The sequence below is a fragment of the Streptomyces sp. NPDC087215 genome (genome assembly GCF_044744885.1).
Taxonomy (GTDB): Bacteria; Actinomycetota; Actinomycetes; order Streptomycetales; family Streptomycetaceae; genus Streptomyces.
Map to the genome: position 1 here is coordinate 147,222 of NZ_JBIUZD010000008.1, position 25,353 is coordinate 172,574.

General features: G+C 71.8%; 24 protein-coding genes and 1 pseudogene. 9 read left to right on the plus strand and 16 right to left on the minus strand.

The features are described from left to right. Positions 1-10 precede the first annotated feature (10 nt). Positions 11-1,099 carry an ROK family protein gene (locus ACIO92_RS21630; protein WP_401237295.1) on the minus strand — a complete coding sequence of 363 codons (1,089 nt, stop codon included), beginning with the start codon at positions 1,097-1,099 and terminating at the stop codon, positions 11-13. 56 nt (positions 1,100-1,155) lie between these two features. On the opposite strand from ACIO92_RS21630, the gene ACIO92_RS21635 reads away from it, so the two are divergent. Continuing rightward, entirely contained in the window at positions 1,156-2,262 is a 1,107-nt protein-coding gene (locus ACIO92_RS21635) for a Gfo/Idh/MocA family oxidoreductase (protein ID WP_366441077.1), read from the plus strand. Between the two features lie 18 nt (positions 2,263-2,280). Here ACIO92_RS21635 and ACIO92_RS21640 read toward each other — a convergent pair whose 3' ends face one another. From ACIO92_RS21640 to ACIO92_RS21660, 5 genes are all read right to left on the minus strand, one after another. Next, entirely contained in the window at positions 2,281-3,717 is a 1,437-nt protein-coding gene (locus ACIO92_RS21640) for a choice-of-anchor A family protein (protein WP_402282784.1), read from the minus strand. Between the two features lie 107 nt (positions 3,718-3,824). Next, positions 3,825-4,682 (minus strand): fumarylacetoacetate hydrolase family protein, encoded by an 858-nt coding sequence (locus tag ACIO92_RS21645; RefSeq protein ID WP_366441075.1) that lies wholly within the window; start codon positions 4,680-4,682, stop codon positions 3,825-3,827. Positions 4,683-4,819: 137 nt separating this feature from the next. After that, positions 4,820-5,572: a membrane protein insertase YidC gene (locus tag ACIO92_RS21650; RefSeq protein WP_366441074.1), complete on the minus strand. Its 753-nt coding sequence runs from the start codon at positions 5,570-5,572 to the stop codon at positions 4,820-4,822. A 109-nt stretch (positions 5,573-5,681) separates the two neighbouring features. Next, a complete protein-coding gene (locus ACIO92_RS21655) occupies positions 5,682-5,978 on the minus strand; it encodes a DUF6412 domain-containing protein (protein ID WP_366441073.1) in 297 nt (98 codons plus the stop codon). A 202-nt stretch (positions 5,979-6,180) separates the two neighbouring features. Beyond that, entirely contained in the window at positions 6,181-6,720 is a 540-nt protein-coding gene (locus ACIO92_RS21660) for a winged helix-turn-helix transcriptional regulator (RefSeq protein WP_402282781.1), read from the minus strand. Positions 6,721-6,814: 94 nt separating this feature from the next. Here ACIO92_RS21660 and ACIO92_RS21665 point away from each other — a divergent pair, with 94 nt between their 5' ends. Then, positions 6,815-8,338 (plus strand): MFS transporter, encoded by a 1,524-nt coding sequence (locus ACIO92_RS21665; protein WP_402282779.1) that lies wholly within the window; start codon positions 6,815-6,817, stop codon positions 8,336-8,338. A 300-nt stretch (positions 8,339-8,638) separates the two neighbouring features. On the opposite strand, the gene ACIO92_RS21670 is transcribed toward ACIO92_RS21665, so the two are convergent. Beyond that, on the minus strand, positions 8,639-9,430 hold the full coding sequence (locus tag ACIO92_RS21670; protein ID WP_402282778.1) for a class E sortase: 792 nt from the start codon (positions 9,428-9,430) through the stop codon (positions 8,639-8,641). Positions 9,431-9,493: 63 nt separating this feature from the next. Between ACIO92_RS21670 and ACIO92_RS21675 the strand changes: the two genes are divergently transcribed. Next, on the plus strand, positions 9,494-10,495 hold the full coding sequence (locus ACIO92_RS21675; protein ID WP_402282776.1) for a hypothetical protein: 1,002 nt from the start codon (positions 9,494-9,496) through the stop codon (positions 10,493-10,495). A gap of 8 nt (positions 10,496-10,503) precedes the next feature. Here ACIO92_RS21675 and ACIO92_RS21680 read toward each other — a convergent pair whose 3' ends face one another. The 3 genes from ACIO92_RS21680 to ACIO92_RS21690 form a co-directional block, all read right to left on the minus strand. Beyond that, the gene (locus ACIO92_RS21680; RefSeq protein WP_402282774.1) at positions 10,504-11,640 is read right to left on the minus strand and encodes an MrcB family domain-containing protein; all 1,137 of its coding nucleotides are present in this window, start codon (positions 11,638-11,640) and stop codon (positions 10,504-10,506) included. Between the two features lie 71 nt (positions 11,641-11,711). Next, positions 11,712-12,350 carry an ATP-binding protein gene (locus tag ACIO92_RS21685; protein ID WP_402282773.1) on the minus strand — a complete coding sequence of 213 codons (639 nt, stop codon included), beginning with the start codon at positions 12,348-12,350 and terminating at the stop codon, positions 11,712-11,714. After that, positions 12,347-12,691, minus strand: coding sequence for an ATP-binding protein (locus tag ACIO92_RS21690; protein ID WP_402596760.1), 345 nt, complete (start codon positions 12,689-12,691; stop codon positions 12,347-12,349). Before ACIO92_RS21690 ends, ACIO92_RS21685 begins: the two co-directional genes overlap by 4 nt. A 347-nt stretch (positions 12,692-13,038) precedes the next feature. On the opposite strand from ACIO92_RS21690, the gene ACIO92_RS21695 reads away from it, so the two are divergent. The 3 genes and pseudogenes from ACIO92_RS21695 to ACIO92_RS21705 all read left to right on the plus strand — a co-directional run. Next, on the plus strand, positions 13,039-14,424 hold the full coding sequence (locus tag ACIO92_RS21695) for a Tat pathway signal protein (RefSeq protein ID WP_402282771.1): 1,386 nt from the start codon (positions 13,039-13,041) through the stop codon (positions 14,422-14,424). A 58-nt stretch (positions 14,425-14,482) separates the two neighbouring features. Further along, positions 14,483-14,968, plus strand: coding sequence for a TrmO family methyltransferase (locus ACIO92_RS21700; protein WP_402282769.1), 486 nt, complete (start codon positions 14,483-14,485; stop codon positions 14,966-14,968). Positions 14,969-15,031: 63 nt separating this feature from the next. Next, positions 15,032-16,216: pseudogene (locus tag ACIO92_RS21705) on the plus strand (DUF3427 domain-containing protein); the annotation flags it as partial. A gap of 51 nt (positions 16,217-16,267) precedes the next feature. Here the strand turns inward: ACIO92_RS21705 and ACIO92_RS21710 are convergent. Further along, positions 16,268-16,735, minus strand: coding sequence for an NUDIX hydrolase (locus ACIO92_RS21710; RefSeq protein WP_402282767.1), 468 nt, complete (start codon positions 16,733-16,735; stop codon positions 16,268-16,270). A gap of 229 nt (positions 16,736-16,964) precedes the next feature. Between ACIO92_RS21710 and ACIO92_RS21715 the strand changes: the two genes are divergently transcribed. After that, on the plus strand, positions 16,965-17,930 hold the full coding sequence (locus ACIO92_RS21715) for a hypothetical protein (RefSeq protein ID WP_402282765.1): 966 nt from the start codon (positions 16,965-16,967) through the stop codon (positions 17,928-17,930). 40 nt (positions 17,931-17,970) lie between these two features. Further along, on the plus strand, positions 17,971-18,273 hold the full coding sequence (locus ACIO92_RS21720) for a hypothetical protein (protein ID WP_366441060.1): 303 nt from the start codon (positions 17,971-17,973) through the stop codon (positions 18,271-18,273). Positions 18,274-18,566: 293 nt separating this feature from the next. On the opposite strand, the gene ACIO92_RS21725 is transcribed toward ACIO92_RS21720, so the two are convergent. The 4 genes from ACIO92_RS21725 to ACIO92_RS21740 all read right to left on the minus strand — a co-directional run bounded on the left by ACIO92_RS21725 (position 18,567) and on the right by ACIO92_RS21740 (position 22,657). After that, positions 18,567-19,835: a DUF445 domain-containing protein gene (locus ACIO92_RS21725; protein WP_366441059.1), complete on the minus strand. Its 1,269-nt coding sequence runs from the start codon at positions 19,833-19,835 to the stop codon at positions 18,567-18,569. 11 nt (positions 19,836-19,846) lie between these two features. Then, entirely contained in the window at positions 19,847-20,827 is a 981-nt protein-coding gene (locus ACIO92_RS21730; protein ID WP_366441058.1) for an ATP-binding cassette domain-containing protein, read from the minus strand. A 146-nt stretch (positions 20,828-20,973) separates the two neighbouring features. Beyond that, positions 20,974-21,864, minus strand: a complete 891-nt coding sequence (locus ACIO92_RS21735; protein ID WP_402282762.1) for an ABC transporter permease — start codon at positions 21,862-21,864, stop codon at positions 20,974-20,976. Then, a complete protein-coding gene (locus ACIO92_RS21740) occupies positions 21,857-22,657 on the minus strand; it encodes an ABC transporter permease (RefSeq protein WP_401237350.1) in 801 nt (266 codons plus the stop codon). Before ACIO92_RS21740 ends, ACIO92_RS21735 begins: the two co-directional genes overlap by 8 nt. Before the next feature lie 192 nt (positions 22,658-22,849). Here ACIO92_RS21740 and ACIO92_RS21745 point away from each other — a divergent pair, with 192 nt between their 5' ends. After that, entirely contained in the window at positions 22,850-25,021 is a 2,172-nt protein-coding gene (locus ACIO92_RS21745) for a transglycosylase domain-containing protein (RefSeq protein ID WP_366441056.1), read from the plus strand. Here ACIO92_RS21745 and ACIO92_RS21750 read toward each other — a convergent pair. Further along, on the minus strand, positions 25,015-25,335 hold the full coding sequence (locus tag ACIO92_RS21750; protein ID WP_351782724.1) for a multidrug efflux SMR transporter: 321 nt from the start codon (positions 25,333-25,335) through the stop codon (positions 25,015-25,017). The two genes, ACIO92_RS21745 and ACIO92_RS21750, sit on opposite strands and share 7 nt — an antisense overlap. Between the last annotated feature and the right edge of the window lie 18 nt (positions 25,336-25,353).

Genomic DNA, 25,353 nt, shown 5'->3' on the forward strand with positions numbered 1-25,353 from the left:
CGTGACCCCCTCACCCCTCGCTCGACACCCCGCCCGCGCGGGTCCCGAAGACGGAGGTCAGGGGGAGCCAGGCGGCTCCCTCGGCCACCGTGTCCCGGCCGGTCGTCACCTCGACCGGGGTCGGCAGGCCCAGCCCGGCCAGGACCTCCCGCACCCCCTCCGCGAACACCTCCGGCGCGGCCAGCGCCACCCGGCCGCCCAGGAGGACCCGGTCGATGTCGAGGAGCCGGACGAGGTTCGCGGCCCCGGTGCCGAGGAGCCGCGCGGCCCCGGCCAGGTCGCCGCGCGCGACCGCCGCCAGACACAGGACCTCCAGACAGCCGCGCCCGCCGCAGGCGCACGGGGGCCCGTCGAGCAGCACGGTCTGGTGGCCCAGCTCGCCCGCGCCCGTCCGGTCCCCGCGCAGCGGCGCCCCGCCGAGGACGAATCCCGCGCCCAGCCCCGTACCGAGGTGGACGTAGGCGAAGGAGCCGGGGGCGGCGGGGCGCAGGGCGAGGCCCAGGGCGGCGGCGTTGGTGTCCTTGTCGAGGGCGACGGGCAGCCCGGTGCGGCGGGCCAGTTCGGCGCGGACGGGGTGGCCCGCCCACTGCGGGAAGCCGGTGACGCGGCCCGGCACGCCCGCGCGGTGGTCCAGGGGCCCCGGCATGGCCGCGCCCAGGCCGAGGACGGGCCCGGGGGCGTCGGCCAGGAGCCGCAGGACCTCGTCCGTCACCGTGTCGAGGGCCGGGCCAGGGCCCGCGCCCAGGTCCAGGGCGCTCCGGCGCACGGCGACGGGCGTGCCCGCGAGGTCCACCAGGAGCACGGTCAGCTCGTCGCGGTCGAGGTGGGCGCCGACGGCGTGCCCGGCGGAGGGGACGAGCCGCAGCACCGTCCGGGGCTTGCCGCCGGTCGAGGCGCGGCGCCCCGCCTCGGCGGCCAGGCCCTCGGCGCGCAGCCGGGCGGTGATCTTGCTGACCGCCTGGGGGGTGAGGCCGGTGCGCCCGGCGAGTTCGAGGCGGCTGATGCCGGTCTCGCCCGCCGTGCGCAGCAGGTCGAGGACGAGCGCCGCGTTGTGGCTGCGCAGCGCCGGTACGTTCACTCCGCCGAGGTCCGTCTTCACCGGTCCATTGTCGCCGCCGCTTGCACTTAGGCAACACCGTTGCTTAAGTGAGGTGCATGACTGGCACGGACCACACCGGCAGCGCCGCCCCCCGTACTCCCCTGCGCGTCGGGCTCGTCGGCTACGGCCTCGCGGGCTCGGTCTTCCACGCCCCGCTGATCGCCGCCTCCGAGGACCTCACGCTCGCCGCCGTCACCACCCGTGACCCGGAGCGGGCCGCCGGGGCGCGGGCCGCCCATCCGGGCGTCCGGGTCGCCGCCTCTCCCGAGGAGCTGTGGGCGGACGGGACGGACGGGCTCGACCTGGTCGTCGTCGCCTCCCCGAACAGGACGCATGTCGCCGTCGCCACCGCAGCCCTGGAGGCCGGGCTGCCCGTCGTCGTGGACAAGCCGCTCGCCGGGACGGCCGCCGGGGCCCGCGCCCTGGCCGCCCTCGCCGAGGAGCGGGGCCTGCTGCTCTCCGTCTTCCAGAACCGCCGCTGGGACAACGACTTCCGCACCCTGCGCCGGCTCCTCGCCGAGGGCGCGCTCGGCGAGGTCCAGCGCTTCGAGTCGCGCTTCGAGCGCTGGCGTCCGCGCCCCAAGGGCGGCTGGCGCGAGTCGGGCGCGCCGGAGGAGATCGGCGGTCTGCTGTACGACCTGGGGAGCCATGTCGTCGACCAGGCACTGGTGCTGTTCGGGCCGGTGGTGGCGGTGTACGCCGAGTCGGACGTGCGCAGGCCGGGTGCGGAGGCCGACGACGACACCTTCCTGGCGCTGACCCATGCGAACGGGGTCCGCTCCCATCTGTACGTGAGTGCCACCGCCGCCCAGCTCGGTCCCCGTTTCCGGGTGCTCGGGCGGGACGCGGGTTTCGTGAAGTACGGGCTCGATCCGCAGGAGGCGGCGCTGCGCGAGGGGCTGCGGCCGGTGCCGGGGGCCGCCTGGGGCGAGGAGCCGGAGGAGCTGTGGGGCAGGCTCGGCGCGGGCGAGTCGCCGCTGACCGGCGGCGGGGTCCCGGTCGCCTCGCTGCCGGGCGACTACCCGGCGTACTACGCGGCCGTCGCCGCCGCCCTGCGCGGCACCGGGGAGAACCCGGTGACGGCGCACGAGGCGGCGGCGGCCCTCGACGTCCTGGCGGCGGCCCGCCGTTCGGCCCGCGAGGGCGTCACGGTGACGCTGTGAACGCCCTTCCCCCTCCGCTCAGTTCGTCCGTCGCCGCTTGCGGCTGACGATCACGAGCGCGCCGCCTCCGAGAGCGAGGGCGACGGCGGTGGCGCCCATCACGATCTCCCCGGTGCCCGCGCCGGTGTCGGGAAGGTGGCCGCCGGGACCGTGGTGGCCGCCGCTGGAGTCCCCGTAGCCGCCGTCACCGCCGTTGTCGCCGGAGCCGCCGTCGGTCCCGCCGTCCGTCCCGCCGTTCGACGTACCGCCGTCGGTCGCGTCGGTGGGAGTGGGCGTGGGCTCGGTGGGGGTCGGGGTGGGCTCGGTCGGGGTCGGCGTCGGCTCCGTGGGGGTCGGCGTGGGCTCCGTGGGGGTGGGGGTCGGCTCCGTGGGGGTCGGGGTCGGCTCCGCGCAGTCGGGCAGATCTCCGTCGAAGGGGTAGGCGTGGAACTCCTGTCCCCCGCCGCCGCCCTGCTCCGAGGCGTGCGTCAGGTCGCCGGTGGTGAAGAAGCGGCCGTTCATGCCCGGCATCGTGATCGTCGCCGTGCTGGCCTGGTTGCCGATCAGCACGCTGCCCGCGAACTGGGCGGTGCCCTCGAACTTCACCGTCGTGGCGTCCGGGAAGTTCCACAGGACCCGCTCGCGCAGACCGTCCGGCAGCTGGTCGATGTACGAGTCGACGGTACGGCTCGCGCCGAGGACGTTGACCAGGACGGTCGCACCGGCGGGGATGCCGGTGAACCGGATGCCCTGCTGGCCGCCGTTCGCGGACTGGAGGTCGAAGTCGACGGTGAAGACCTGGAGCTTCGAGGTGCCGTCCCCGGTGAAGAGGGTCTCGCCGCCGTTGTCGACGGCGGTGCCCGTGGGGGTGCGGGAGGCCCCGTTCACGTACGCGTAGCACTGGCTCGCCCCGGTGAGCCGACCGCGCAGCGCGGTGTACGGGTCCGCCGCCCCGGAGTCGTTCACGGGGGTCGGGATCACGGTCCCGGAGAGCGTTCCCCCGTACCGTACGACGCCGCTGATCGTGCCCTCCTCGGCGAGCAGCCGCTGGCCGGAGGCGACCTTCAGGTCCTTGCCGACGGTGAGGAAGTCGGTGCCGTCGTCCGGGGGGACGCGGGAGCCGACGCCCGCGACGCCGACGTTGTAGATGCTGGAGGCGCCCGCCCGCTTGTTCATGTCGAAGCCGCCGAGGACCACGACCTTGCCCTCGGCCTCGGCCGCTCCCCCACGGACGCGGAAGTCACCGCCGACGAAGACGTTGATGTTGTTGTCGCGGTACTGGACCGGTCCGCTGCCGAGGCCCGGGTACGTGGCGGGGCAGTTGCCCGGCTTGCAGGGACCGAGGCCGCCCGGCAACGGCTCGGCCCAGCCGGTCACGGCCAGCGCGCCGACCAGGGCGGTCGCCCCGACCGTGGACGCGGCGATGGCGGCGAGGCGGCGCAGATCACGTCGTTGCTCATGCGTTTTTCGTTCCATATCCGGCAATATGCAAAAAAGAGCACGAAAAAGGCGACGCCCCACGCGGGGACGCCGCCGATTTCGCCGGGGATCACCGTCCGGCCGGGCCCCGGACCCGGCCCCCGTCAGGCTCCCTTGAGTTCCTGCCGCTGCCGTCCGAGCCCGTCGATCTCCAGCTCGACGACGTCACCGGCGCGCAGGTACGGCTTGGGGTCGGGCTGCCCCATGGCGACCCCGGCGGGCGTGCCGGTGTTGATGACGTCGCCCGGGTAGAGGGTCATGAACCGGCTGACGTACCGCACGACCCGGGCGACCGGGAAGATCTGGTCCGAGGTGTGCCCGTCCTGCCTCAGCTCGCCGTTGACCCAGAGCCGCAGGCCGAGGGCCTGCGGGTCGGGCACCTCGTCGGCGGTGACCAGCCAGGGGCCCAGCGGGTTGAAGGTCTCGCAGTTCTTGCCCTTGTCCCAGGTGCCGCCGCGCTCGATCTGGAACTCGCGCTCGGACACGTCGTGGGCGACGGTGTACCCGGCGACGTGCGCGAGGGCCTCCTCGTCGGTCTCCAGGTAGCGGGCGGTGCGGCCGATGACGATCGCCAGCTCGACCTCCCAGTCCGTCTTCACCGAGCCGCGCGGCACGAGCACGGTGTCGTCGGGGCCGACGACGGTGTCGGAGGCCTTGAGGAAGACGACGGGCTCCGCCGGGATCGCGGCGCCCACCTCGGCCGCGTGGCCGTGGTAGTTCAGCCCGATGCACACGACCTTGCCGATCCGGCCCACGGGCGGGCCGACGCGCAGCCCGGTGGCGTCGAGCGGGGGCAGGACCCCGGCCCCGGCGGCGGCCCGGACCCGGTCGAGCGCGAAGGCGTCGCCGAGCAGACCGCCGTCGATGTCGTCGACCAGGGCGGACAGGTCGCGCAGGGTCCCGCCCTGGTCGAGCAGGGCGGGCCGCTCGGCCCCCGGCGGGCCGACGCGCAGCAGCTTCATGGACTTCTCCCTGTGGTCGAGGTGGGCCCGGGAAGGGCCCCGAGATGCCCCGGCCGATGGAGTGCGGCCATCGGAGGATCGGCCGATCCTCCAAGAGAACGGGTCATGCGGCAAGACCCCGTTCAGCCCGTGGACCCTTACGCGCGAGTAGCGACGGCGGCGACGCCCTTCTCCGGCCCCTCCGCTCGGCCCTCCCTCTCCCCCCGGTCCCGGAAGAGCAGGGACCTCTCGACGGCGGTCCAGGTGGTGCTGGTGACGACGTAGAGGGCGGCGGCGAGCGGGACGACGGCGACCGTGACCAGGGTGCCGAAGGAGAGCAGCGGCATGATCTTGGTGAGGGCGCCCATGCCCGGGGCCTGCTCGCCCAGGTCGAGGGGCTGGGCGGCGAGCTGCCGCCTGGTGCGCCGGTACGTGAAGGTGGCGACGGCGGCGACCAGCGCGAACAGGGCCAGGTAGACCCGCCCGGCCGGACCGAGGAGCCCGCCGTCCGCGAGGGCGTCGGCCCAGTGGTTGCCGAGCGGCGCGCCGAAGAGCGCGTGTCCGGTCATCCGGCCGCCGGAGAACAGGTGGTACATGAGGAAGAAGGCGGGCGCCTGGAGCAGGCTCGGCAGGATTCCGGCGAAGGGCGAGACCTTCTCGCGCGCGTGGAGCGCGGTGACCTCCTTCCGCAGGCGTTCGGGGTTCTTGGCGTGCTTCTTGCGGAGCGCGGCGAGCTGGGGCGCGATCCGGGTGCGGGCCTTCTGCCCCCGGGCGGAGGCCCGGGACAGCGGGTGGATCGCGAGCCGGACCAGCGCGGTGAAGAGGATGATCGCGGCGGCCGTCGCGGTACCGGCGAACAGCGGCTGGAGCAGGTCGGCGAGCCACTCGACCAGGGAAGCGAAGACGGACAAGGGGGAGCCCTCCGTGGGGTCTCGTCGTGCCGGGGAGAAAAGGGGTTCTCGGCATGACGGATCCGCGCGGGGCCCGGTCGGAGGTGGTGCGGTGTGGTGCGGGGGCTCCCTACGCGGCCGTCGGGAGGAGACGGCCGGGAGCGCGGGGTCTGCGGCGTCCGGCCGCGTCGGGGTCGCGCTGGGGCAGGAAGGCGGTGCGCAGCTCGCGGTCGCGGATGGCGGTGCGGACGACGGTGGTCGGCACGGCACGGGCCGTACGCGCTCCGAAGAGGGAGCAGACGACGGTGGTCGCGGCGAGGGCGACGGCGGCGGAGACGCTCGCGCCGTCGGAGAGGAGGAGGTCGGCGAGGGCGAGGAGGAAGAACAGCGGTGCGACGACGCGCGGGAAGAGGTCCCTGACGGTCATGGCCTGCCCTCCTCTCCCGGCTGCGGATCGTGCGGTGTCCCGCGATGAGGACGCGCGGGAAGGAACGGAAGTTCCCTCCGGGCGGACGGGCGTCACGGGTTCACTCGTTCGATATTCGCACACGGTCCCCTTGACGGGCGTGGGCGACCCGGCTGCACCGGCCCCGGGCGCCCCCGGACGCGCACTCGGGGCGCGTCCGGTCTCAGGCGTCCGCGTGTTCCAGTGGGGTCAGGAGGCGGCGGGGGTGGAGGAGCGCGCGGCTGACGGGGTCGGCGGGGTCCCGGTCCAGCGCGGCACCGGGCCGCATCTCGACGTCGGCGGGCGGCACCGGGACACGGCAGGCGGGGCACTCGCCGTACGGACCGAGTTCCGTACCGCAGTCGGCGTGATGGAAGTGGCGCACCGGTACGGCCCCGGGGGCCTCGGCCCTGCCCCAGGCACCCAGCGAGCGCAGGACGGGCCAGAGGGCGAGACCGCGCCCGGTGAGCAGGTACTCGTCGCGCGGGGGCGACTGCTGGTAGCGGCGCCGTTCGAGGACCCCGGCGTCGACGAGGGCCTGGAGGCGGGCGGCGAGGACGGCGCGGGGGACGCCGAGGTGGGCGAGGAAGTCGCTGTAGCGGCGGACGCCGTAGAAGGCGTCGCGGACGACGAGGAGGGTCCAGCGCTCGCCGACGACTTCGAGGGCGCGGGCGATGGAGCACTGCTGGTGGGCGTAGTCCTTGCCGAGAGCCATGGCATCCATCCTACCCAATGCAGGTTCATTCAGTGAACCTTGCTGGTACGGTGAGTTCATCTACCGAGTTCGTTCACCGAACCCACAGGTGGAGGTTCCCGCCGTGCCCCGACTCGCGTCCCTCGCTCCCGCCTCCGCCCCGCCCCTCGGCACCCGCCCCCGGGGGGTCCTCGCCGTCACCGCCGCGGCCACCGCCGTCGCGCTGATGAACTACACCGCGCCGATGCTCACGCTCCCCGACATGGCCGCCGCCTTCGGAACCCCGGCCTCGGCCCAGGCGTGGCTGCTGAACGGCACCCCGCTGGGCCTCGCCGTCCTCCTCCTGGTCGCCGGCAGCCTCGCCGACGCGCACGGGCGCCGCCGGATCTTCCTCCTGGGCACCCTCGCCCTCGGCCTCACCACCGCGCTCGGCGCCCTCGCGGGCGGCACGGTCGCCTTCACGGCGGCCCGGATCGCCCAGGGCGCGGCGAGCGCGGCGGTCCTCGCGGGCAGCCTGGGACTCCTCGCCGAGGCCTACCCGGCGGGCCGGGACCGGATCAGGGCGACCGGGATCTGGGGAGCGTCGGTCAGCGGCGGCATCGCCCTCGGCCCGCTGCTCGCGGGCGCGCTGAGCCTGCTGGACTGGCGGCTCGCGTACGGGGTGCTCGGCGCGGCGGCCCTGGCGACGGCGGCGGTGGGCGCGAGGACGCTGGGCACGGGCCGGGCGGGCGGGGCCGCGCCGGGCCTGGGGTGCGGGCCGGTCGGTGGGTCCGGACCGGCCTCGGTGAGCGCCCCGGCCCCGGGAAGCGCCCCCGCTCCGGAGGTTCCCCCGGCCCCCCGGGCCGCCCACCCCTCCCCCGCAACCGCAACCACCCCCCGCCCCCGTCCCGACCTCGCGGGTGCGGCGGCGTTCGGGCTCGCGCTCGCGGCGCTGCTGACCGGGCTCACCCTCGGCCGGGACGGCTGGCTGCGGCCCCAGGTGGGCCTTCTGCTGCTGGCATCCGCCGCCCTGACCGCGTTGTTCGTGGCGGTCGAGCGCCGGAGCCGGGCGCCCATGGTGGACCTGGCGCTGCTGCGGCGGCCCGCGTTCCTGGCCTCGACGCTGGGGGCGCTGTTCACGGGTCTGGCGGTGATCGGCCTGTTCAGCGTGGTGCCCGCGCTGCTCCAGAGCGGGGCCGGGGTGTCACCGCTCGGGGCCGCGTGGCTGTTCGTGCTGTGGTCGGGGACGGCGTTCGTGGTGGCGCTCCAGGCGCGTCGGCTCGCGGGCCGGCTCTCGGCCCCGTACCAACTGGCGCTGGGCTTCGTCCTGTCGGCGGCGGGGGTCCTCGCGCTGCTCGGCACCCTGGACGGCGCGGCCGGGTCCTGGCCCCGGCTGCTGCCGGGCCTGCTCGTGGCGGGCGCGGGCAGCGGCCTCCTGAACGCGGCCCTGCCCCGGCTCGCGGTCGACTCGGTGCCGCCGGAGCGGGCGGCGATGGGCTCGGGCGCCAACAACACCGCCCGCTACGTCGGTTCCTCGGCGGGCGTGGCCCTGACGCTGGCCCTGGCAACGACGGGCACGGGCCCCGACACCGCCGTCCTGGTCGCGGCGGCGCTCGCGCTGACCGGCGCGGCGGTCACCCTCGGCCTGTCCCGAGGGCCGCGTCGGTGACGTCCTCCCGCCGGTCGGCCACAGCCATCGGGCGAGGGGCACCGGCGAAGCCGCACGGGCGGCCAGCGCCACGGAGCACCCCGGGCCGAGTCCGGGGACGGGCACGCCACCGGCGGCATTCGGATAGGCCATGGCATCTCCCCCATGGGGAGCGGCATGTCGACCATCAGAACGCTCGCGACCAGGAGGGGCTTCCCTCTTCCGCAGGGGCCGCACGGAGCCGGAGCCGCTCCGCGTCCCGCCCAAGGAGCGTACGAGAACCGTCTGGGTCCGGTCCCGGCGGCCGGGGCCCGCGTCCGGTCACCCCGCCGGGACCAGCTTCGCCCAGACGACGAGCCGGTAGGCGCTGCTGAACTCGGGGGTGCAGGTCGTGAGGGTGAGATAGGCGCCGGGGGCCGTGTACCCGTAGGACGGCTGGACGAGGGAGCGGGGCACGGCCCGGATGACCCCCACGTCCCGGGGCGCGGTGCGCGGCAGGATCCGGTCGACGCGGTAGGCGTACGTGGCGTCCCGGGTCCGTACCGTGATCTCGTCGCCCTTCACCAGCCGGTTGACGTACCGGAAGGGCTCGCCGTGGGTGTTGCGGTGCCCGGCGAGCGCGAAGTTCCCGGTCCGGCCGGGGTCGGCGGTGCCGGGGTAGTGCCCGACGAAGCCCCGGTCGAGGACGGACCGCTTGGAGACGCCGTGCGCGACGGGCACGGTGAGACCGAGCCGGGGGATGCGGAGGACGGCGAAGGCTCCCGCGGTCCCGGGCCCGGCGGTGTCCGGCGACCCGGCCGGGACGGGCTCCGGATCCGGGCCCGGTCCGGTGGGCCGCCCCGGATCCGGCCGGGAGACGGACGGCGACGGGCTTCCGGGGACCTCGCCCGGGACCGGGGCCTCCCACTGCCGCTCCAGCACCCGCACCTGGTCACGGGCCTCGGCGCGGGCCTCCTGATTGGTCCACCAGAGCTGGTGGACGACGAGGAGGAGGACGACGACACCACAGGTGACGACGGTCTCGGCGGCGACCCACAGCACGCGCGCACCGGCACGGCGCCGCCCCCGTCCCTGGACGACCACCGGCACCCGCTGTCCCCTCCGTGCCCGCACCCGAGGCACGATAGGCGCCGACGCGCCAACTCTCCAGGCCCGCACAGCAGTACGGTGGAGACCATGCGCCCCGACACGCCTGCCGCCCACACCACCGAAGCCGAGCGACTGCTGCGCACCGCGACGCAGTACCCCGGGGACAGGGAGCCGCTGTTCCTGCGGGCGGCCGCCCACCTGGAGCTGGCGGGCGACCGCCCCCGCGCCACCGTGCTCTACGACGACCTGCTGTCCGCGTCCCCCGCGAACCCCGTACTGATCAGGGCGCTGAAGGCGGCGAACCTGTGGGAGTACGGCCATGAGGCCGAGGCCCGCGCGATCATCGACGGCGTGCGGTGGGCCAAGCCCACGGACGCGGCGGCGTGGGAGATCGTGGCGGAGACGCTGGAGGCCCACGACGAACTGGAGGCGGCGGAGTCGACGCTGACGGAGGCGGCGACGCTGCTGGCCGTCTCCGACGAACTCCCGCACGCCACCCGGTCCCTCCTGACGACCCGGCACCGGGTCCGCCGGATGCTGGCGCTCCCGCACGACACCTGGGACGACCAGGCGGACCGGCTGCACCCGGCGGAGGTGCCGCTGGACGAGCTGCACGACCCGAAGCGGCTGTGGGCCCTCGGCTCCTCGGACCCGGCGGAGCTCCAGGCGGAGATCACCCGGCTCCGCTCGGAACTGGGCACCTACCGGACGGCCCTCTCCCGCCCCTTCCCGGTGGCGGTCCTCCACTGGCCGGAAGCGGAACTGGACGAGCTGCTGACGGCCTACCCGGAGCTGGAGGCGGAGTACCCCACGTACACGGCCCATCTGACCGACCTGGAAGCCTCCCTCCGCGAACTCGCCCAGGCGGGCACCCCGAACCTGGGCATCGTCCGCGCCACGGTCCCCTCCTACGAAGCCTTCGCCGCCTCGGAATCCACCCACCCCGCGACCCCGGCCCTCCTCCCCCAGTACGCCACCACCCTCGCCGCCCGAGGCCGAGCCACGACCTGGCCCCCGGCCTGGGGCGAAGGGTGCTGGTGCGGGGGCGAGGGGGTTTACGGGGGGTGCCACGGGGGCTCCTCCGTCTGAAGGCGCCGCTATGTGGTCGTCATCCCCCAGGCCCGCGCTTTGGGGGATCCGTCCCATCCGTCCTCGGACCGCCAGATCGAGGCGATGCCCTGCTCTTCCAGATACGGGACGTAAGCGCCGATCCCCTCGGAGAACAATCCTATGAGGAAAGGTTCCGGCTCCTTCTGATACAGGAAATGGCGGTACTCGAAGAGCTGGCCCAACGCCTCACGGACCGCCATCGTCGCGTTTCCATTGCGCACGACCTTCGCCTCGACCAACCACTCGGGTTCCCGCGCTCCGGGCTCCTGCGGTTTCTTCAGGACCAAGTCCTTGGGGTGCTGCCGTAGCGTGATGGGCTGATATCCGCACTCCACGATGTAGAGGCCGAAGTCCTTGATCAGCTCTTCGTGGACGCGCTGTTTCACCTGCTGCCGGGCTTTGATCTGCACCTTGTACTCACTGCTGTCCTTCGGCTGGAAGTCAGCAAGTGGGTCGAAGTCTGCCGGTGAGGTGGCGACTTGCGGAACAGAGGCGTGTCCGCCGAGGTCATAGGCCAGTTGGATCGCGTCTGTACCACCGCTCATCCACCAGACGCGGTCGAACTCCTCAGCCCGCCGAAGGGACTCGACGCCCAGCAGGAGGTCTTCCATCAGCGTGATGTCGCTGGGAAGCGCGGCGGTGTCGTACACCTTGGCGATCACGCTGGCGGCCTCATACGCCTTCGGCCGCGTCGCCCCGTCCCGGAGTATCGGTTCGTCCACCCAGTCAAGGCATTCCTGGCGCCTCACGGCCCGGCGAAGTCGCGCCGCGTGATGACGGAGGTGCGCCTCCCGCGCGCGGCCCTTCCCCAGATGCTCTTCCAGCCAGGTGATCCCCTGCTGCAAGGTCAGCGCCACGTTCTTCAGATCGGCGCTGAAGATATAGGCGAGGTACAGACCCTTCTTGGGGTCCCACATACCTCCCTCATCGAAGACGCCGATCCATGGAGTCGCCGCAGGGCTGGCCTGCCCCCCGTGCCCCTTGGCCTTGAACCCCGGCGGAAGCGAGAGATCCGTACGGCTCGCAACGCCCCTCAACACCTTTTGTCCCACGACCTCACGCTTCGAACCAGCCGTGCGGTCGTACGTGCTCGTGACCTCGCCGAGCAAATCTCGCATCCCCATGCGGAGAATCTAGATCACGGCTTCTCATCGCGGATATGGGCTGGTCCTACCTCGTCACCTTCTCGATCTCCTCAGCGTCCGGCCTCAAAGCGCGTTTGAGCCGCGTCAAGGATGTCGTCGGCGTCACACCCGTGAGCGTCCACCCAGCGGAGAAGGTCGATGATCACCTCGATCACCGCACGGTTGGTCGCGGCCACCGTCAGCCGACTCGCCGCGCCCGGCCTGGAGAGGGCGACAGCGCCGTAAAGGCGGAGCATGGCTTCCGCTCGCATGACGCGAGCATCACCACTGTGCCCGTGGGGCGCCGTAAGGTCGGTGGAGATCTCACACCAGGTGACCCTGTGTTCCGGTTCCCACAGAACACCCCAACGGTCCGTGACCCCGTCCACCAGAGTGAGACCGGTGTCCATCTCCGCGGCGGGTGCGGTGGGCGTCGGCGGCACGTGCCACCCGGCATCCCGGACCTCGATCCGCAACGAAGTGCCGCTCATCGAAAAGCGGAGCGATGTCGGGGTGCCCGCTCCTCCCTGTCGAATCACCCGAGAGACCAGCTCGCTCACACAGAGCTGGGCCGTATCGCTCTGCCGAGAAAGTCCCCAGAGTTTCAAATGGAGTCGCACCACGCGGCGGAGCCCCGCGACCTCCCCTGGTTCCGCGAGGAACGACAGCTCCCACGGCTTACGCACCACGCAACCGTCCGCGCTCTTCACGCCGCCCCACCCTTCCCCAACTCGGCCCACACTTGCTTGCCCCACGGGTACTGCTCGGTTCCCCACCCCAGCGCGAGAGCGTCGACGAGCAACAGCCCCCTCCCCCGAAAGTGATCGTCGTCCACAACCGTTCTCCGGGGCGGGACGACTCTGGACCGGTCGGCCACACTGAGGCGCGCCACGTGAGTGGAGGGCCTCGCGACACCCACGCGGATCCACGGAAGTCGACCGTGGTCAGCCGCGTTGGAAACCAGTTCGGTGACCACGAGAGTGGCGTCCTCGATCAGAGGCTCCAGCCTCCAAACCGTCAGCGCCGTGCGCACCAGCCCGCGGGCGGCCATCGCGCTCTTCGGCTCGCGCGGGAGGGTCTGAAAGTACGCGGGGTGCCCCGTGGGACGGGAAACCGCAGGACCGGCCGTCGCATCCGGGACAGGAGGCCACGACGGTGGTGCATGGGTTTCCCCTCGCGCATCCCGCCCGTTCGGGGCGGCAGGGACGAGGGTTGGCTCGCCCCACACATCGCCATCACCCACGTGACTGAAAGTCATCAGTCGGCCTCCCGGCGTCGCTGATTGGTGGTTTCGTGTTCCCTCAGCGAACCGTGATTCGCGGCGGGCGGACACCCCCGTCCAGGCCTCGATGCCGTCAAACCCGTCAAAGATCGTTCTCTTGTGAAGAGAGGCGCAGCATGGCGCGCAGGAACGAGGCCTTGGCCTCGGTGATCGCGGAAACGGGCTGGTCACAGACAGCTGTGGCGGCTGCCCTGGTACGAGTGGCCGCCGAGGCCGGGGTCAAGGAACTGCTCACCGTCAAGCGCTCGCACATCGCGATGTGGATCGCTGGCACCCAGCCCCGGGGGCGAGCGGGTGACATCCTGCGTGAAACGCTGTCGCGGCGCCTGACACGCCCTGTGACACTTGCGGAGATCGGTCTCGCGAGGAAGCTCCCGAACGAAACCACTGAGTTCGAGTGGGCTGCGGACACCTTGACCACTCTGCTCGACCTGGGGAGAAGCAGCATGGATCGCGAACGTCGCCGGCTCCTAGCCGGTGCCGCCTACTCCGTCGGAGGGTTAGCACTTCCCAAGGACTCTTGGTGGGACGAGGCTCCGGAACGAGCTCGCTCTCGCCCCACCAGCACGAACCGCAGGGTCGGCGAGACCGAAGTACGGGCGATTCGCGAGATGACTGAGTTCTTCTCCCAGCGCGATCAACGGCATGGAGGTGTGGACGGCCGGACCGCCTTGCACCAGTACATCGTCGACGACGTCGCCAGATACGTCAGCGGGGTCTTCAACGGCGAGAAGGCTCGCCGCTCGCTGTACTCGGCTGCGGCAGAAGTCGTCTACGTGGCAGGGTGGATGGGATTCGACGCTTCCCAACACGAAGCTGCACGACGCCACTTCACCCTCGCGCTAAGGCTGGCCGCCGAGGCCGACGACGCCCCCCTCGCCGGGCACATCCTGCGGGCGATGGCCCATCAGGCCATGGACTTGGGGCACACCAAGGCGGCCCTTGACCTCGCCCACGCATCCGTCGAGCGCAACAGGTACGCCCATGCCACCCCACGAGAACGCGCTCTGATCGGAATCGTGCGCGCTCGGGCCTTGGCCGCGGACGGCCAACGGAACAAGGCCCTCGCCGCGATCCACCGGGCCGAGACGGATCTCGGCGAGGCCCGGCCCGGCGACTCAGAGCCTCGACGGGTCTGGTTCTTCCAAGACGCCTCTCTCGCCCACGAGACGGCTCGCGCCTTGTGGGCCCTGGGCGACCTCGACAGCGCCCTCCGTTACTTCCGCGACAGCGTCCGTCGCCGTAGGGCCGACTCCTTCGGTAGGACCCATGCCGTCACCCTCGGCTACATGGGCACGGCCCAAGCGGGGCAGGGCAACATCGACGCGGCCTGCCAGACCTGGTCCAGGGCGCTCGACGCCATGGACGGCGTCCAGTCCGGCAGGACCCGTGAAGCAGCCGCCACCATGTGCGCGGCTCTTTCCCCCTTCCGTAACCGAGGCATCCCCGGTGCCTCGGAAGTGAACGCGCGGGCCCGGAGCGTACTGCGGCGAGTAACCTGACGCCGCCGAGCCGCCGAGCTCCACGGGTGGCACCGCCGAGGAGGAGGAAAGGGCAGTCGTGTCCGCTCAGTTCATCGAAGTACCAGTCATCGCCGATGTCATCGGAGGTCATGTCGGACGACGTGACGACTTCAAAGGCGGCGTACGGTCGATCATCCGCCTGAGGCCCGAATTCCCCGTGGAAACGCTGCGAGGCATCGAGGAGTTCTCCCACCTCCAGGTCACATGGTTCTTCAACCTCGGCTCTCCTGACGACGTCGCCCTTCATGCGCGCAGTCCCCGCGACAATCCCGCGTGGCCCGCCACCGGTACTTTCGTCCACCACAACCACCGCCGCCCGGCCCGGATCGCGACTTCTTTCCCGAGATTGCTCAAGGTGGACGGTCTCGATCTCCACGTGACGGACCTCGACGCCGACGAGGGCACTGAGGTCATCGATCTCGTGGCGGTGTTCGAGGAGATGCTGCCGCGCGGCCCCCTCACCCAGCCGACATGGCCGGGTGAGATGCTCGCCGATTACTGGCGGGACGCCTCGGAGCGTTGAGTCGGCCGAGCCAGAGCATCGGGCAGGGACTCAAGGTGCGTCAGAGACACCTGGTACCAATAAGTTCGCCGCACAGAGACTAAGGCGGTGCTCACGGTCTTGGACTTCATCGGACAGCACCGCAAGGAATTCCGCTTCGAGGAGCAGTTCCGGGCATTGACCAATCTGACGCGCAAGCGTCTCCTCTCCAGCGTTGAGCAAGGTTTCCCTCAACTTCCCTCCGGTTGTCAGATCATCCTTGAACCGAAGGCCAAGGAACTGATCATTGACAATATTCGCAATCAACTCAGTGTCAACGTCGCTCAGCTCGCACAGGAAGTCAGGCGTGACGGAGTTTCTGATCTCACCGCATACCTCAGGGAGAGCGGTCGCGAGCTCAAGGAAATCTATCGAAGCAACGGAGGATCGTGGACCGGACTTCTCCGTCGCTCAGGCCTGCTGTCCGAGGAAATCCCCCAGGGTGAAGAAGCGCTTCTGAAGCGAGTAACGGCTTTCCAGCACGCCGATGATCCTGAACGGATCAGAGCCTACTCAGACTTGCTGGCCGACGACGCACCGCGATACAGCCTCCTGAGTGAGCGCGATCAGGCGTTCGCCCGGATGCTCTACTTCTCGCTATGGCCGCTGAGCGGCTTCAGTAGCTTCGAGGAAGGTCTGGAATCGCTCCGCCCCCACCCTGCCGTCCGAAGTGAGATCCGTCAGGTACTGGCACACGTGCTGGATCGGCTCGACCACGTCCCGATCAAACTGGCGGGTCCCCTCGAAAGCCTTCCGCTGACCGTCCACGCTTCCTACAGCAGGGAAGAAATCCTCCCTGCCCTGGGGCAGGCCTTCGTAGACCGTGACCTCCCCGGACACTTCCGGGAGGGCGTGAAGTGGTGTGAGGGGATCAGTACCGATGCTCTGTTCATCACCCTTGAGAAGGACGAGAAGGACTTCTCCCCCCAGACCCGCTATCGGGACTTCGCCCTGAACGAGCTCCGCTTCCACTGGGAGTCCCAGAACCGGACTTCAGAGACGTCAGCGACGGGCCGCCGCTATCAGAGCCACCAGGCCGATGGCTCTCATGTGCTCCTTTTCGTCCGCCGCTACAAGAAGACCGACATCGGCGGCCCTCAGCCCTGGCTTCTCCTTGGCCCTGCCGAGTACGTGTCCCACGAGGGCAGCAAGCCGATGGGGATCGTCTGGGACCTCCAGCACGAGATGCCCGCTGACGTATGGACGTACTCCACCATCACCAACGGCTGAGCCAGCTTCCGTTCGGGGGTCGGCACCGGGCCGTTCCCCGAACGGATACGTTCAGCCGAGATAGGGATACGTGCCGGCGAGATAGTCACCGATCTGCTGGCACATGCTGGTGTGAATGTCGTACTGGTCCAGGTTGACCGGTTGGACGAAGCGGACACCGTCTGCCTCGTCGTTGATGGTGGGCTCGCCGCCCACAGGTCGGCCGATGTAGGTGTTCTCGTACTGCTGGCGGATCTCGCCGTCCGTGTACGCCACGATGTGGCGGGGGTTGGTGTAGACGCCGAGGAAGCCAGTGATCTCGGCGACGATCCCCGTCTCCTCCAGGCACTCGCGTACCGCGCACTCCGCGGCGGTTTCGCCGATGTCCTGGGCGCCGCCGGGCAGCGCCCACTGGCCGGTGTCCCGGCGGCGCTGGAGCAAGATGGCGCCGCTCTCGTCGACGACCAGCAGATTGCTCGCCGGAATCAGGGTGTTGGCCTTGGGGGCGCTCGGGTCGTCGTAGTACTCGGTCCTGCCCATGTGCGGCGGTCCCCTCCTCATCGGGCATCCACGGCCGTACGTCGGCCCGTACAGCGTCGAAGTGTTGCCGCTGTACGGCCCTCCTGAGAACGTTCTTCCCTCACACGAGTGTTCTTCACTTAACGTGATTTCTCAGACGCTTTCAGTGCGGTACGTTCGCGCAAAACGGCCCCCACCGATGGTTGCACCCGTCGGCGAGGGCCTGAACCACTAGTGGAAGAAGCCCACTGTGATCTACCGCAACGTTATCGCGCCCTCTCGCGCCTTCACCCAGTTCTCGCACGAGCTCATCCGGCATCCTCGGCTCAGTTCCGACGCCGTTCGGCTCCTCACCTGGCAGCTCTCCCTTCCGCAGGACGCTCGTGAGTCGCTCTCCAAGAGCGCCGGGCGTGCCCGGATCGGGGCATGTTCCTTCAGCCGGGCCAAGCGGCAGCTCAAGGAAGAAGGGTTCGTGCACGAGCGGAAGGTCCAGGGCGCCGGAGGTCACTGGGTCACCCAACAGCTCGTCTCCAGCACGCCGTTGACTTCGGACGAGGCCGTTAAGATCCTCGCCAAGACCCCACTCCTCGCCTGCGCGAACCTTGCGTCCCCGCAGGTCGTACCGAGTCCCCCGAAACCGGCCGCCGGTGGACCGACGACCCCGTCCACCGACCGTCATCCAAAGAAAGACCTGCTGGAAGACACCTCCAACCCTCCGCCGGTGGCGAGCGAGGGCGAGACCGTTGGACCCACCGCCGAGGCCTCCGACGGCTCACCCAGCAGCCCCTCCCGCGAAGAGGCCCGCACCCTCGTCGGCTCACTGCCCCTCCTCTCCCCCGCCCTCCGCCACATCCCGCCCGGGATGCGCGACGAACTCACCCGCCTCGCCGCCCGCTGGCTAGACGCAGGACACGCCTCCGCAGACGTCCACGAGCACGTCCTGCGCGGGCTGCCCGGCGCCGGAACACCCGTGCACCGGCCCGGCGGCCTCGTCCGCTACCTCCTCTGCGACGTACCGCCCCGCGCCCTGCCTCCCCGGTCGGGGAGTCGGCTCTCCGCTCGTCTCGAAGGCACACGCGAATGCGGCGGGAACCACATCCAGCCCATGCTGTTCCGGCCCCTCGCCGACGAGACGCTGTGCGCCGAGTGCGCCACGCGCGGTCCGAACGAGCCGGGTTCCGTGGCCGGTGCGGAGAACGTTCGCGTCCCCTCGTAGGCTCAAAGGGCACCGACCGACCTACCAGGAAGGCCCCGCCATGCCCCCCATCCCCTCCCCCGCCGTCGCCGCCGCCGGACTCGTGGGGGGTTATGCCGTTGCCCGGTGGAGCGGGAAGCGGCCGCTCGGTGGCGTGGTGCTCCTCGGGGCCGGGGGCGTCGCCGCGTACGAGTGGCGGCGGGTCGGTGGGGCGAAGGTGGCCGCCGGGCTCGGGGCCGCCTACCTCGCCGGGTTCGCCGGGTCCCATCCCCTCGCCAGGAAGATCGGCGCCTGGCCCGCCGTGTTCTCCGTCGCCGGGGCCGTCGCCGCCGCCTCCTGGGCCGCCACCCGCGACAGGGGCTGAGCCCGCGTCCGTGAAGGCCGGGTCCCCGCCGGAGCCGGTGAGCACGGAGCTCAGCCCCTACCGGAGCCCGTGAAGGCGGGCCTCAGCCTCCAGCAGGGTCCGTACCGGGGGGCGCAGGCACGGCCGGGGGGGCCGTACGGGCAGCGCAGGCACCGCCGGGGGTCGTACGAGCAGGGCGCAGGCACCGCCGGGGCCGGTACGGGCGGGGCAGGCACCGCCGGGGCCGTACGGTCGGGGGCGCAGGCGCCGCCAGAGCCCGTGCGGGGCGGGCCCGGTGGCCGCGAGGGCGGGGCTCAGCCGCCCACCGCGTGGCTCACCGTGTAGATCAGCAGGCCCGCCAGCGCGCCGACCACCGTGCCGTTGATGCGGATGAACTGGAGGTCGCGGCCGATGTTCGCCTCGATCTTCTTCGAGGTCTGGGTGGCGTCCCAGCCCGCCACCGTGTCCGTGATCAGGGACGTGATCTCCGCGCGGTACGTCGTCACCAGATAGGCCGCCGCGTCCTCCGCCCAGCCGTCCACCTTCGTCTGGAGCCGGGTGTCCGTCGCCAGCCGGTTGCCCAGGGAGATCAGCGAGGCGCGGGCCCGCAGCCGGAGCTGGCTGCGGTCGTCCTCGGCCGCCGCGATGATCAGGTTGCGGACCGACGACCAGGCCGAGGCGATGATGTCCTGGACCTCGGGGCGGGCCAGCAGCTCCGACTTGAGGCGCTCCACCCGGGCCCGGGTGTCCGTGTCGGCCTGGAGGTCGGCCGCGAAGTCGGTGAGGAAACGGTCGATCGCCCCGCGCGCCGGATGGGCCGGCATGTCCCGCATCTCCGTGACGAAACGGAGCAGCTCCTTGTAGACCCGCTCCCCGATCCGCTTGTCGACGAAGCGGGGCGTCCAGCCCGGCGCGCCGCCCTGCACCGCGTCCATCACCGAGTCGCCGTGGGTGACGAGCCAGTCGTGGGCACGGGTGCAGATCAGGTCGACGGCCCGGTGGTGGGCCCCGTCGGAGACGACCTTCTCCAGGGTCTTGCCGAGGCCCGGCGCGATCTCCGCCGACTCGGCGCGGCGGGTGATCGCCTCGCCGACGACCGCCTGCACGTCGGAGTCCCGCAGCACGGTGAGCGCCCCGCGCAGCGCGGTCGACGCCTCCGCCGTGACCCGGTCCGCGTGCGCCGGGTCGGCCAGCCAGCCGCCGACCCTGCGCCCGATGGCGAGGGCCGCCAGCCTGCCCCGTACGACGTCCGCCGACAGGAAGTTCTCCCCGACGAACGAGCCGAGCGAGGCGCCCAGCTGGTCCTTCTTCTTCGGGATGATCGCCGTGTGCGGGATCGGCAGCCCCAGGGGGTGCCGGAAGAGGGCCGTCACCGCGAACCAGTCGGCGAGCGCGCCGACCATGCCCGCCTCCGCCGCCGCCGCGACGTACCCGGCCCAGGGCCCGGCGCCCGCGCTCCGCGCCCAGGTGGCGAGGGCGTAGACCACCGCCACGCCGACGAGGAGCGAGGTCGCCAGCACCTTCATGCGGCGGACCCCTCTGCTCTTCTCCTCGTCGGCTGCCGTGTACGAAAAACTCACCATCTGCTGACCTCCTACCTCAGGGACTCCCGGCGGTCCTCCCGAGTTCCCCCGTACATCTTCGCGATCACCGCCTCGATGTCGGGTTCCCGCACCGAGAGGTCGATCAAGGGGTGCCGGGCGGCCACCGCCGCGACCAGCGGCGCGGCCGAGGCGGTCGCCGGGAACGCGAGCCACTGGCGGGGTCCCTCCGCCCGTACGAAGCGGGCCCCCGGCACGTCCTCGATCGGCGGCGCCTCCCGTTCGAGGTCCACGACGAGGAGCCGTTCGCTCTCGCCGACGGCGTGGAGTCCGGCGAGCGCCCCGTCGTACATCAGCCGCCCGTGGTCGATGACCATGACCCGGGAGCAGAGCTGTTCGATGTCGGTGAGGTCGTGGGTGGTGAGGAGGACCGTGGTGTTCCGGGTGTCGTTCAGGTCGCGCAGGAACTCCCGTACCCGTGACTTCGAGACGACGTCCAGGCCGATGGTCGGCTCGTCGAGGTAGAGCACCTCCGGGTCGTGGAGCAGCGCCGCCGCGATGTCGCCGCGCATCCGCTGGCCGAGGGAGAGCTGCCGGACGGGCACGTCGAGCAGCTCGCCGAGTTCGAGGAGTTCCACGCAGCGGGCGAGGTTCTCCCGGTAGCGGGCGTCGGGGATGCGGTACATGCGGTGCATCAGCCGGTACGAGTCCTTCAGCGGCAGGTCCCACCAGAGGGTGGTGCGCTGCCCGAAGACGACTCCCATCCGCTGGGCTAGCCGGGTGCGTTCGCGGGCCGGGTCGATGCCCGCGACGCTCAGCCGCCCGCCGGTGGGGGTGAGGATGCCGGTGAGCATCTTGATGGTGGTGGACTTCCCGGCGCCGTTGGGGCCGATGTAGCCGACCATCTCGCCGCGCTCCACGCGGAAGCTGATGCCGTCGACGGCCCGGACCTCGCGCCGCTCCCGGCGGAACGGGCCCGTCCTGCGGCGGACCGTGAACGTCTTCTCCAGGGATTCCAGCTCGATGAACGCCACGGTGCTCGGCTTCCTTTCGATTCGATCGGTACGACTTCGATTCCGGCTGCCGTGCCGACCGCCGTGCCGATGTCGGCTGCGGCTGCGATTCCGGCTCCGGCTCCGGCTCCGGCTCCGGACCAGGTGCCTTCTCTCCGGCCGCCCCCTCAGCTCCCCGTCGACCGGTACGAGCGGACCCCCGCCCGCCAGGCCAGCGCCGCGACCCCGCAGCAGAAGGCCGCGACCAGCGGTGAGGCGAAGCCCGCCCACTCCGGCACCCCGGCGGGGGCCGGCCGGCCGAGGACGTGGAGGACCGGCAGCCAGTTCACGAACGCCAGCGGCACCACGTACACCACGCCCCGGACGAGGTCCTGCGCGAAGACCGTGGGCGGATAGCCGAGGAGGGTGTTCCCGCCGTACGTGAAGGCGTTCGTCACCTCCGCCGCGTCCTGCATCCAGAACAGCGCGGACGCCCCGAGCACCATCAGCGCGGCGAAGATCACCGCCCCGCAGACCACCGCCACCACGAGGAGCAGCGCCTTCACCGGGGTCCACGCCACATCGAGCAGGCACAGCCCCCAGACGAGGACGGTCAGCCCCTGGAGCACCCGGCCGAAGCGGCGCAGCGCGAACTTGTCCGCCGCCACCTGCGCGAGGAGCGGCGCCGGGCGCATCAGGAAGGTGTCGAGGGAGCCGTCCCGCACCCGTCGTCCCATCCGCTGGATCGAACCCGCCGTCAGATCGGCGATCCCGAAGGACGTGCCCGCCGTCCCGTAGAGCAGGGCGACCTCGGCGAAGGAGAAGCCGCCGAGCCCGCGCACCTGACCGAACATCAGCAGGATCACGACGAAGTCGAAGAAGGTGACGCAGAAGCTGGTCACCAGGGTGAGGACGAAGGACGCGCGGTACGTCATGGTGGAGCGGATCCACATGCCCGCCACCATCCGGTACGTCTGCCAGGAGCCGACCGGCGGCCCGTACGCGCGCGGAGCACGGCCCTCCGGGAGCGGCCCGTACGCGCGCGGGGCGCGGTCCTCCGGGATCGGTCGCTCAGCCACCCTGGACCACCACCTTCCGGGTCGCCGCCGTCTGCGCCGCCCGGCCCGCGCCGAGCAGGGCGAGGGCCCAGCAGCCCTGGAAGGCGTACGCGCCCGCGAGCCCCCAGCCCCGGTACTCGCCCAGGTACACATCGGCCGGGACCTGGAGCAGCGCCGCCCAGGGCAGCGCGCGGGCGATCTCGCCGAGGGTGCCGGGGAAGACGTTCAGGGGGAGCAGCATCCCGGAGAAGAACAGGCCGGTGAGCCAGACCACCTGGACCACTCCCTGGCCGTCGAGCAGCCAGAAGGCGCTCATCGCGACGAGGTACCAGATCGCGAAGCTGACGACGGCGCCCAGGGCCACCGCCACCAGGAAGGCGAGCCAGGTGCCGGGGCCCGGCGGCAGGGTGAAGCGGAAGACGAGCCAGCCGATCACCATGGGGACGACGCCCCGGCCGAGGAGCTGGAAGGCGCACCGGCCCGCATTGGCCGAGAACCACCAGGTCTGGAGGTCGGCGGGGCGGTAGAGGTCCACCGCGATGTCCCCGGTCCTGACCCGTTCGATGATCTCGTCCTCGAAGCCGCCGCCCATCAGTCCGCAGACGGTGAGCAGGGCCTGTCCGAGCCACACGTAGGCGAGGGCGTCGTCCGCGGAGTAGCCGCCGAGGTGCGGGCGTTCGCCCCAGAGCGCGAGATAGGTGTACGAGATGACCAGACCGAAGACGCTGTTGGTGAAGACGCCCGCCACCGTCGCCACCCGGTAGGTGGCGTGGCGCCGGAACCCGCCCGCGGCCACCGTCGCGTACAGCCGCAGCATGTCGTTCCCCCTTCCGGTCCACGGGGCCGCGACTCCGCAAACCACCCGAAAAACGCCGAAGCGCACGACCTTAGCGGGGGCGGCGGGCCGCCGCGACCGGTTTTACGCCACTCCCGAACACCCACGGAAGAAGGTGACATTCGGGTCGCAATCAAGACTTTCCGGGCCTTACAGGCAATATGAGGTGCCATGCCCCCTTCCTCCGGTACGAGCGACCCCGACGCCCCCCGGCCGACCCCTCCACCCGGCTGGGAGCCGAGGGACCCCACCCTCCCCGCTCCCCCGCCCCCCGCGCCGGGGCGCCGCCCCCTCCGACGCGTCCTGCGCACCCTCCTCGGGCTGTCCCTCCTCGGCACCCTGGCCCTCGCCGGAGCCTTCGCCGCCGGATACCTCCTCGTGGAGATCCCGCCCGCCAACTCCGCCGCCGTCGCCCAGTCCAACGTCTACCTGTACCGCGACGGCAGCACCCTCGCCCGGGACGGCGAGGTCAACCGCGAGAGCGTCCCCCTCGACCGCGTCCCGCCCGCCCTCCGGGACGCCGTCCTCGCCGCCGAGGACCGCGACTTCCACACCTCACCGGCCGTCGACCCCAAGGCGATGCTCCGCGCCGCCTGGAACACCGTCACCGGCAAGGGCCGCCAGTCCGGCTCCACCATCACCCAGCAGTACGTCAAGAACTACTACCTGGGCCAGGAACAGACCCTCAGCCGCAAGGCGAAGGAGTTCTTCATCGCGATCAAGCTGGGCCGCGAGAAGACCAAGGACGAGATCCTCCAGGGCTATCTGAACACCAGCTACTTCGGCCGCAACGCCTACGGCGTCCAGGCCGCCGCCCGCGCCTACTACGGCAAGGACGTCGAACGGCTCGACACCGCCGAGGCCGCCTACCTCGCCTCCCTCCTCAAGGCCCCCAGCGCCTACGACGTCACCACCCACCCCGAGAACCGCGCCAAGGCCGTCGCCCGCTGGAACTACGTCCTCGACGGCATGGTCACCGAGGGCCGGCTCACCCCCGCAGCCCGCGCCACCGCCCGCTTCCCCGCCCCCGAGGACGCCCGCGCCTCCGCCGGACTCGCCGGACAGCGCGGCTACCTCGTCCGGGCCGTCGAGGAGTACCTCACCGGCCACGGCGTCGTCGACGAGAAGACCCTCGCCCGCGGCGGCTTCCGGATCACCACCACCCTCGACCCCGCCAAACAGGAGTCGCTCGTCCGGGCCGTCGAGGACCGGGTCGTCTCCCGGCTCGACCCCACCCGCTCCCCCGCCGACCGGTACGTCCGCGTCGGAGCGGCGGCCGTCGACCCCGCCGACGGCAAGGTCCTCGCCCTGTACGGCGGGATCGACTACACCCGGCAGTACGTCAACAACGCCACCCGCCGCGACTACCAGGTCGGCTCCACCTTCAAGCCCTTCGTCTTCACCGCGGCCGTCCAGAGCGGTGCCCAGACCCAGCAGGGCGAGCCCATCACCCCGTACACGGTGTACGACGGAAGCAACCGGCGCCCGGTGGAGGGCTGGAACGGAAGCCCCTACGACCCCGCCAACGAGGACGACACCAGCTACGGCGAGATCCCCGTCGGCACCGCCACCGACCTCTCCGTGAACGCCGTGTACGCCCAGATGGCCGTGGACGTCGGCCCCGGCCACGTACGGCGCACCGCCGTCGCCCTCGGCGTGCCCACCACCACCCCCGACCTCACCGCCTCCCCCTCCATCGCGCTCGGCCCCGCCACCGCCAGCGTCCTCGACATGGCCACCGCCTACGCCACCCTCGCCGCGCACGGCAGGCACGGCGCCGCCACCCTGGTCGAACGGATCACCAGGGACGGCCGGAACGTGACCGTGCCCGCCGTCGCCGCCCGGCAGGCCGTCAGCAGGGAAGCCGCCGACACGACCACGTCGATCCTGCGCAGCGTCGTCGCCTCGGGCACCGGAACGGCCGCGCAGGCCGCCGGACGTCCCGCGGCGGGCAAGACGGGCACGGCGGAGGACGACAAGGCCGCCTGGTTCGCCGGATACACCCCGGACCTCGCGACCGTCGTCGCGCTGATGGGCCAGGACCCCGGGACGGGCCACCAGAAACCGCTGTACGGGGCCCTCGGACTGCCCCGGATCAACGGAGGCGGGCCGCCCGCCGAGATCTGGGGCGCCTTCACCCGGGAAGCCCTGGCCGACGGCGAACCCCGCGACTTCGACCTGCGGCTGATGCCGGGGACGGAGGACCCGCCGACGGTCCCGCCGGTGCCGGACGGCCCGGCGGGCGGCACGGACGGTTCGGCCGAGCCGTACGTGACGGGCGAAGCGGGCCCGGGGGCGGCCTCACGCGGCCCCCGGACCCCCCTCGGCCCGCGCGGTCAGTGACCCGAGGTCGCCTTGAGGCCCACCACGGCGACCAGCAGCAGACAGACGAAGAAGATCCGGGCCGCGGTCGCGGGCTCCCCGAGCACCACCATGCCGACCACCGCCGCACCGGCCGCGCCGATACCGACCCACACGCCGTACGCCGTACCGATCGGCAGCGTCTTCGCCGCCTGCGACAGCAGCACCATGGAGACGACGATCCCGGCACCGGTGAACACGCTCGGCCACAGACGGGTGAAGCCCTCGGTGTACTTCATCCCGATCGACCAGCCGACTTCCAGCAGACCCGCGATGATCAGAAGAACCCAGGCCATGACGACACCTCCGCGAGA

Excerpts from the sequence above, each read along its gene's own strand:
- ACIO92_RS21635 (WP_366441077.1), top strand. The coding sequence starts at position 1,156 with ATGACTGGCACGGACCACACCGGCAGCGCCGCCCCCCGTACTCCCCTG.
- ACIO92_RS21640 (WP_402282784.1), bottom strand. The coding sequence starts at position 3,717 with ATGGAACGAAAAACGCATGAGCAACGACGTGATCTGCGCCGCCTCGCC.
- ACIO92_RS21645 (WP_366441075.1), bottom strand. The coding sequence starts at position 4,682 with ATGAAGCTGCTGCGCGTCGGCCCGCCGGGGGCCGAGCGGCCCGCCCTG.
- ACIO92_RS21655 (WP_366441073.1), bottom strand. The coding sequence starts at position 5,978 with ATGACCGTCAGGGACCTCTTCCCGCGCGTCGTCGCACCGCTGTTCTTC.
- ACIO92_RS21660 (WP_402282781.1), bottom strand. The coding sequence starts at position 6,720 with ATGGATGCCATGGCTCTCGGCAAGGACTACGCCCACCAGCAGTGCTCC.
- ACIO92_RS21675 (WP_402282776.1), top strand. The coding sequence starts at position 9,494 with ATGCGCCCCGACACGCCTGCCGCCCACACCACCGAAGCCGAGCGACTG.
- ACIO92_RS21680 (WP_402282774.1), bottom strand. The coding sequence starts at position 11,640 with ATGGGGATGCGAGATTTGCTCGGCGAGGTCACGAGCACGTACGACCGC.
- ACIO92_RS21690 (WP_402596760.1), bottom strand. The coding sequence starts at position 12,691 with ATGGCCGCCCGCGGGCTGGTGCGCACGGCGCTGACGGTTTGGAGGCTG.
- ACIO92_RS21695 (WP_402282771.1), top strand. The coding sequence starts at position 13,039 with ATGGCGCGCAGGAACGAGGCCTTGGCCTCGGTGATCGCGGAAACGGGC.
- ACIO92_RS21710 (WP_402282767.1), bottom strand. The coding sequence starts at position 16,735 with ATGGGCAGGACCGAGTACTACGACGACCCGAGCGCCCCCAAGGCCAAC.
- ACIO92_RS21720 (WP_366441060.1), top strand. The coding sequence starts at position 17,971 with ATGCCCCCCATCCCCTCCCCCGCCGTCGCCGCCGCCGGACTCGTGGGG.
- ACIO92_RS21725 (WP_366441059.1), bottom strand. The coding sequence starts at position 19,835 with ATGGTGAGTTTTTCGTACACGGCAGCCGACGAGGAGAAGAGCAGAGGG.
- ACIO92_RS21745 (WP_366441056.1), top strand. The coding sequence starts at position 22,850 with ATGCCCCCTTCCTCCGGTACGAGCGACCCCGACGCCCCCCGGCCGACC.
- ACIO92_RS21750 (WP_351782724.1), bottom strand. The coding sequence starts at position 25,335 with ATGGCCTGGGTTCTTCTGATCATCGCGGGTCTGCTGGAAGTCGGCTGG.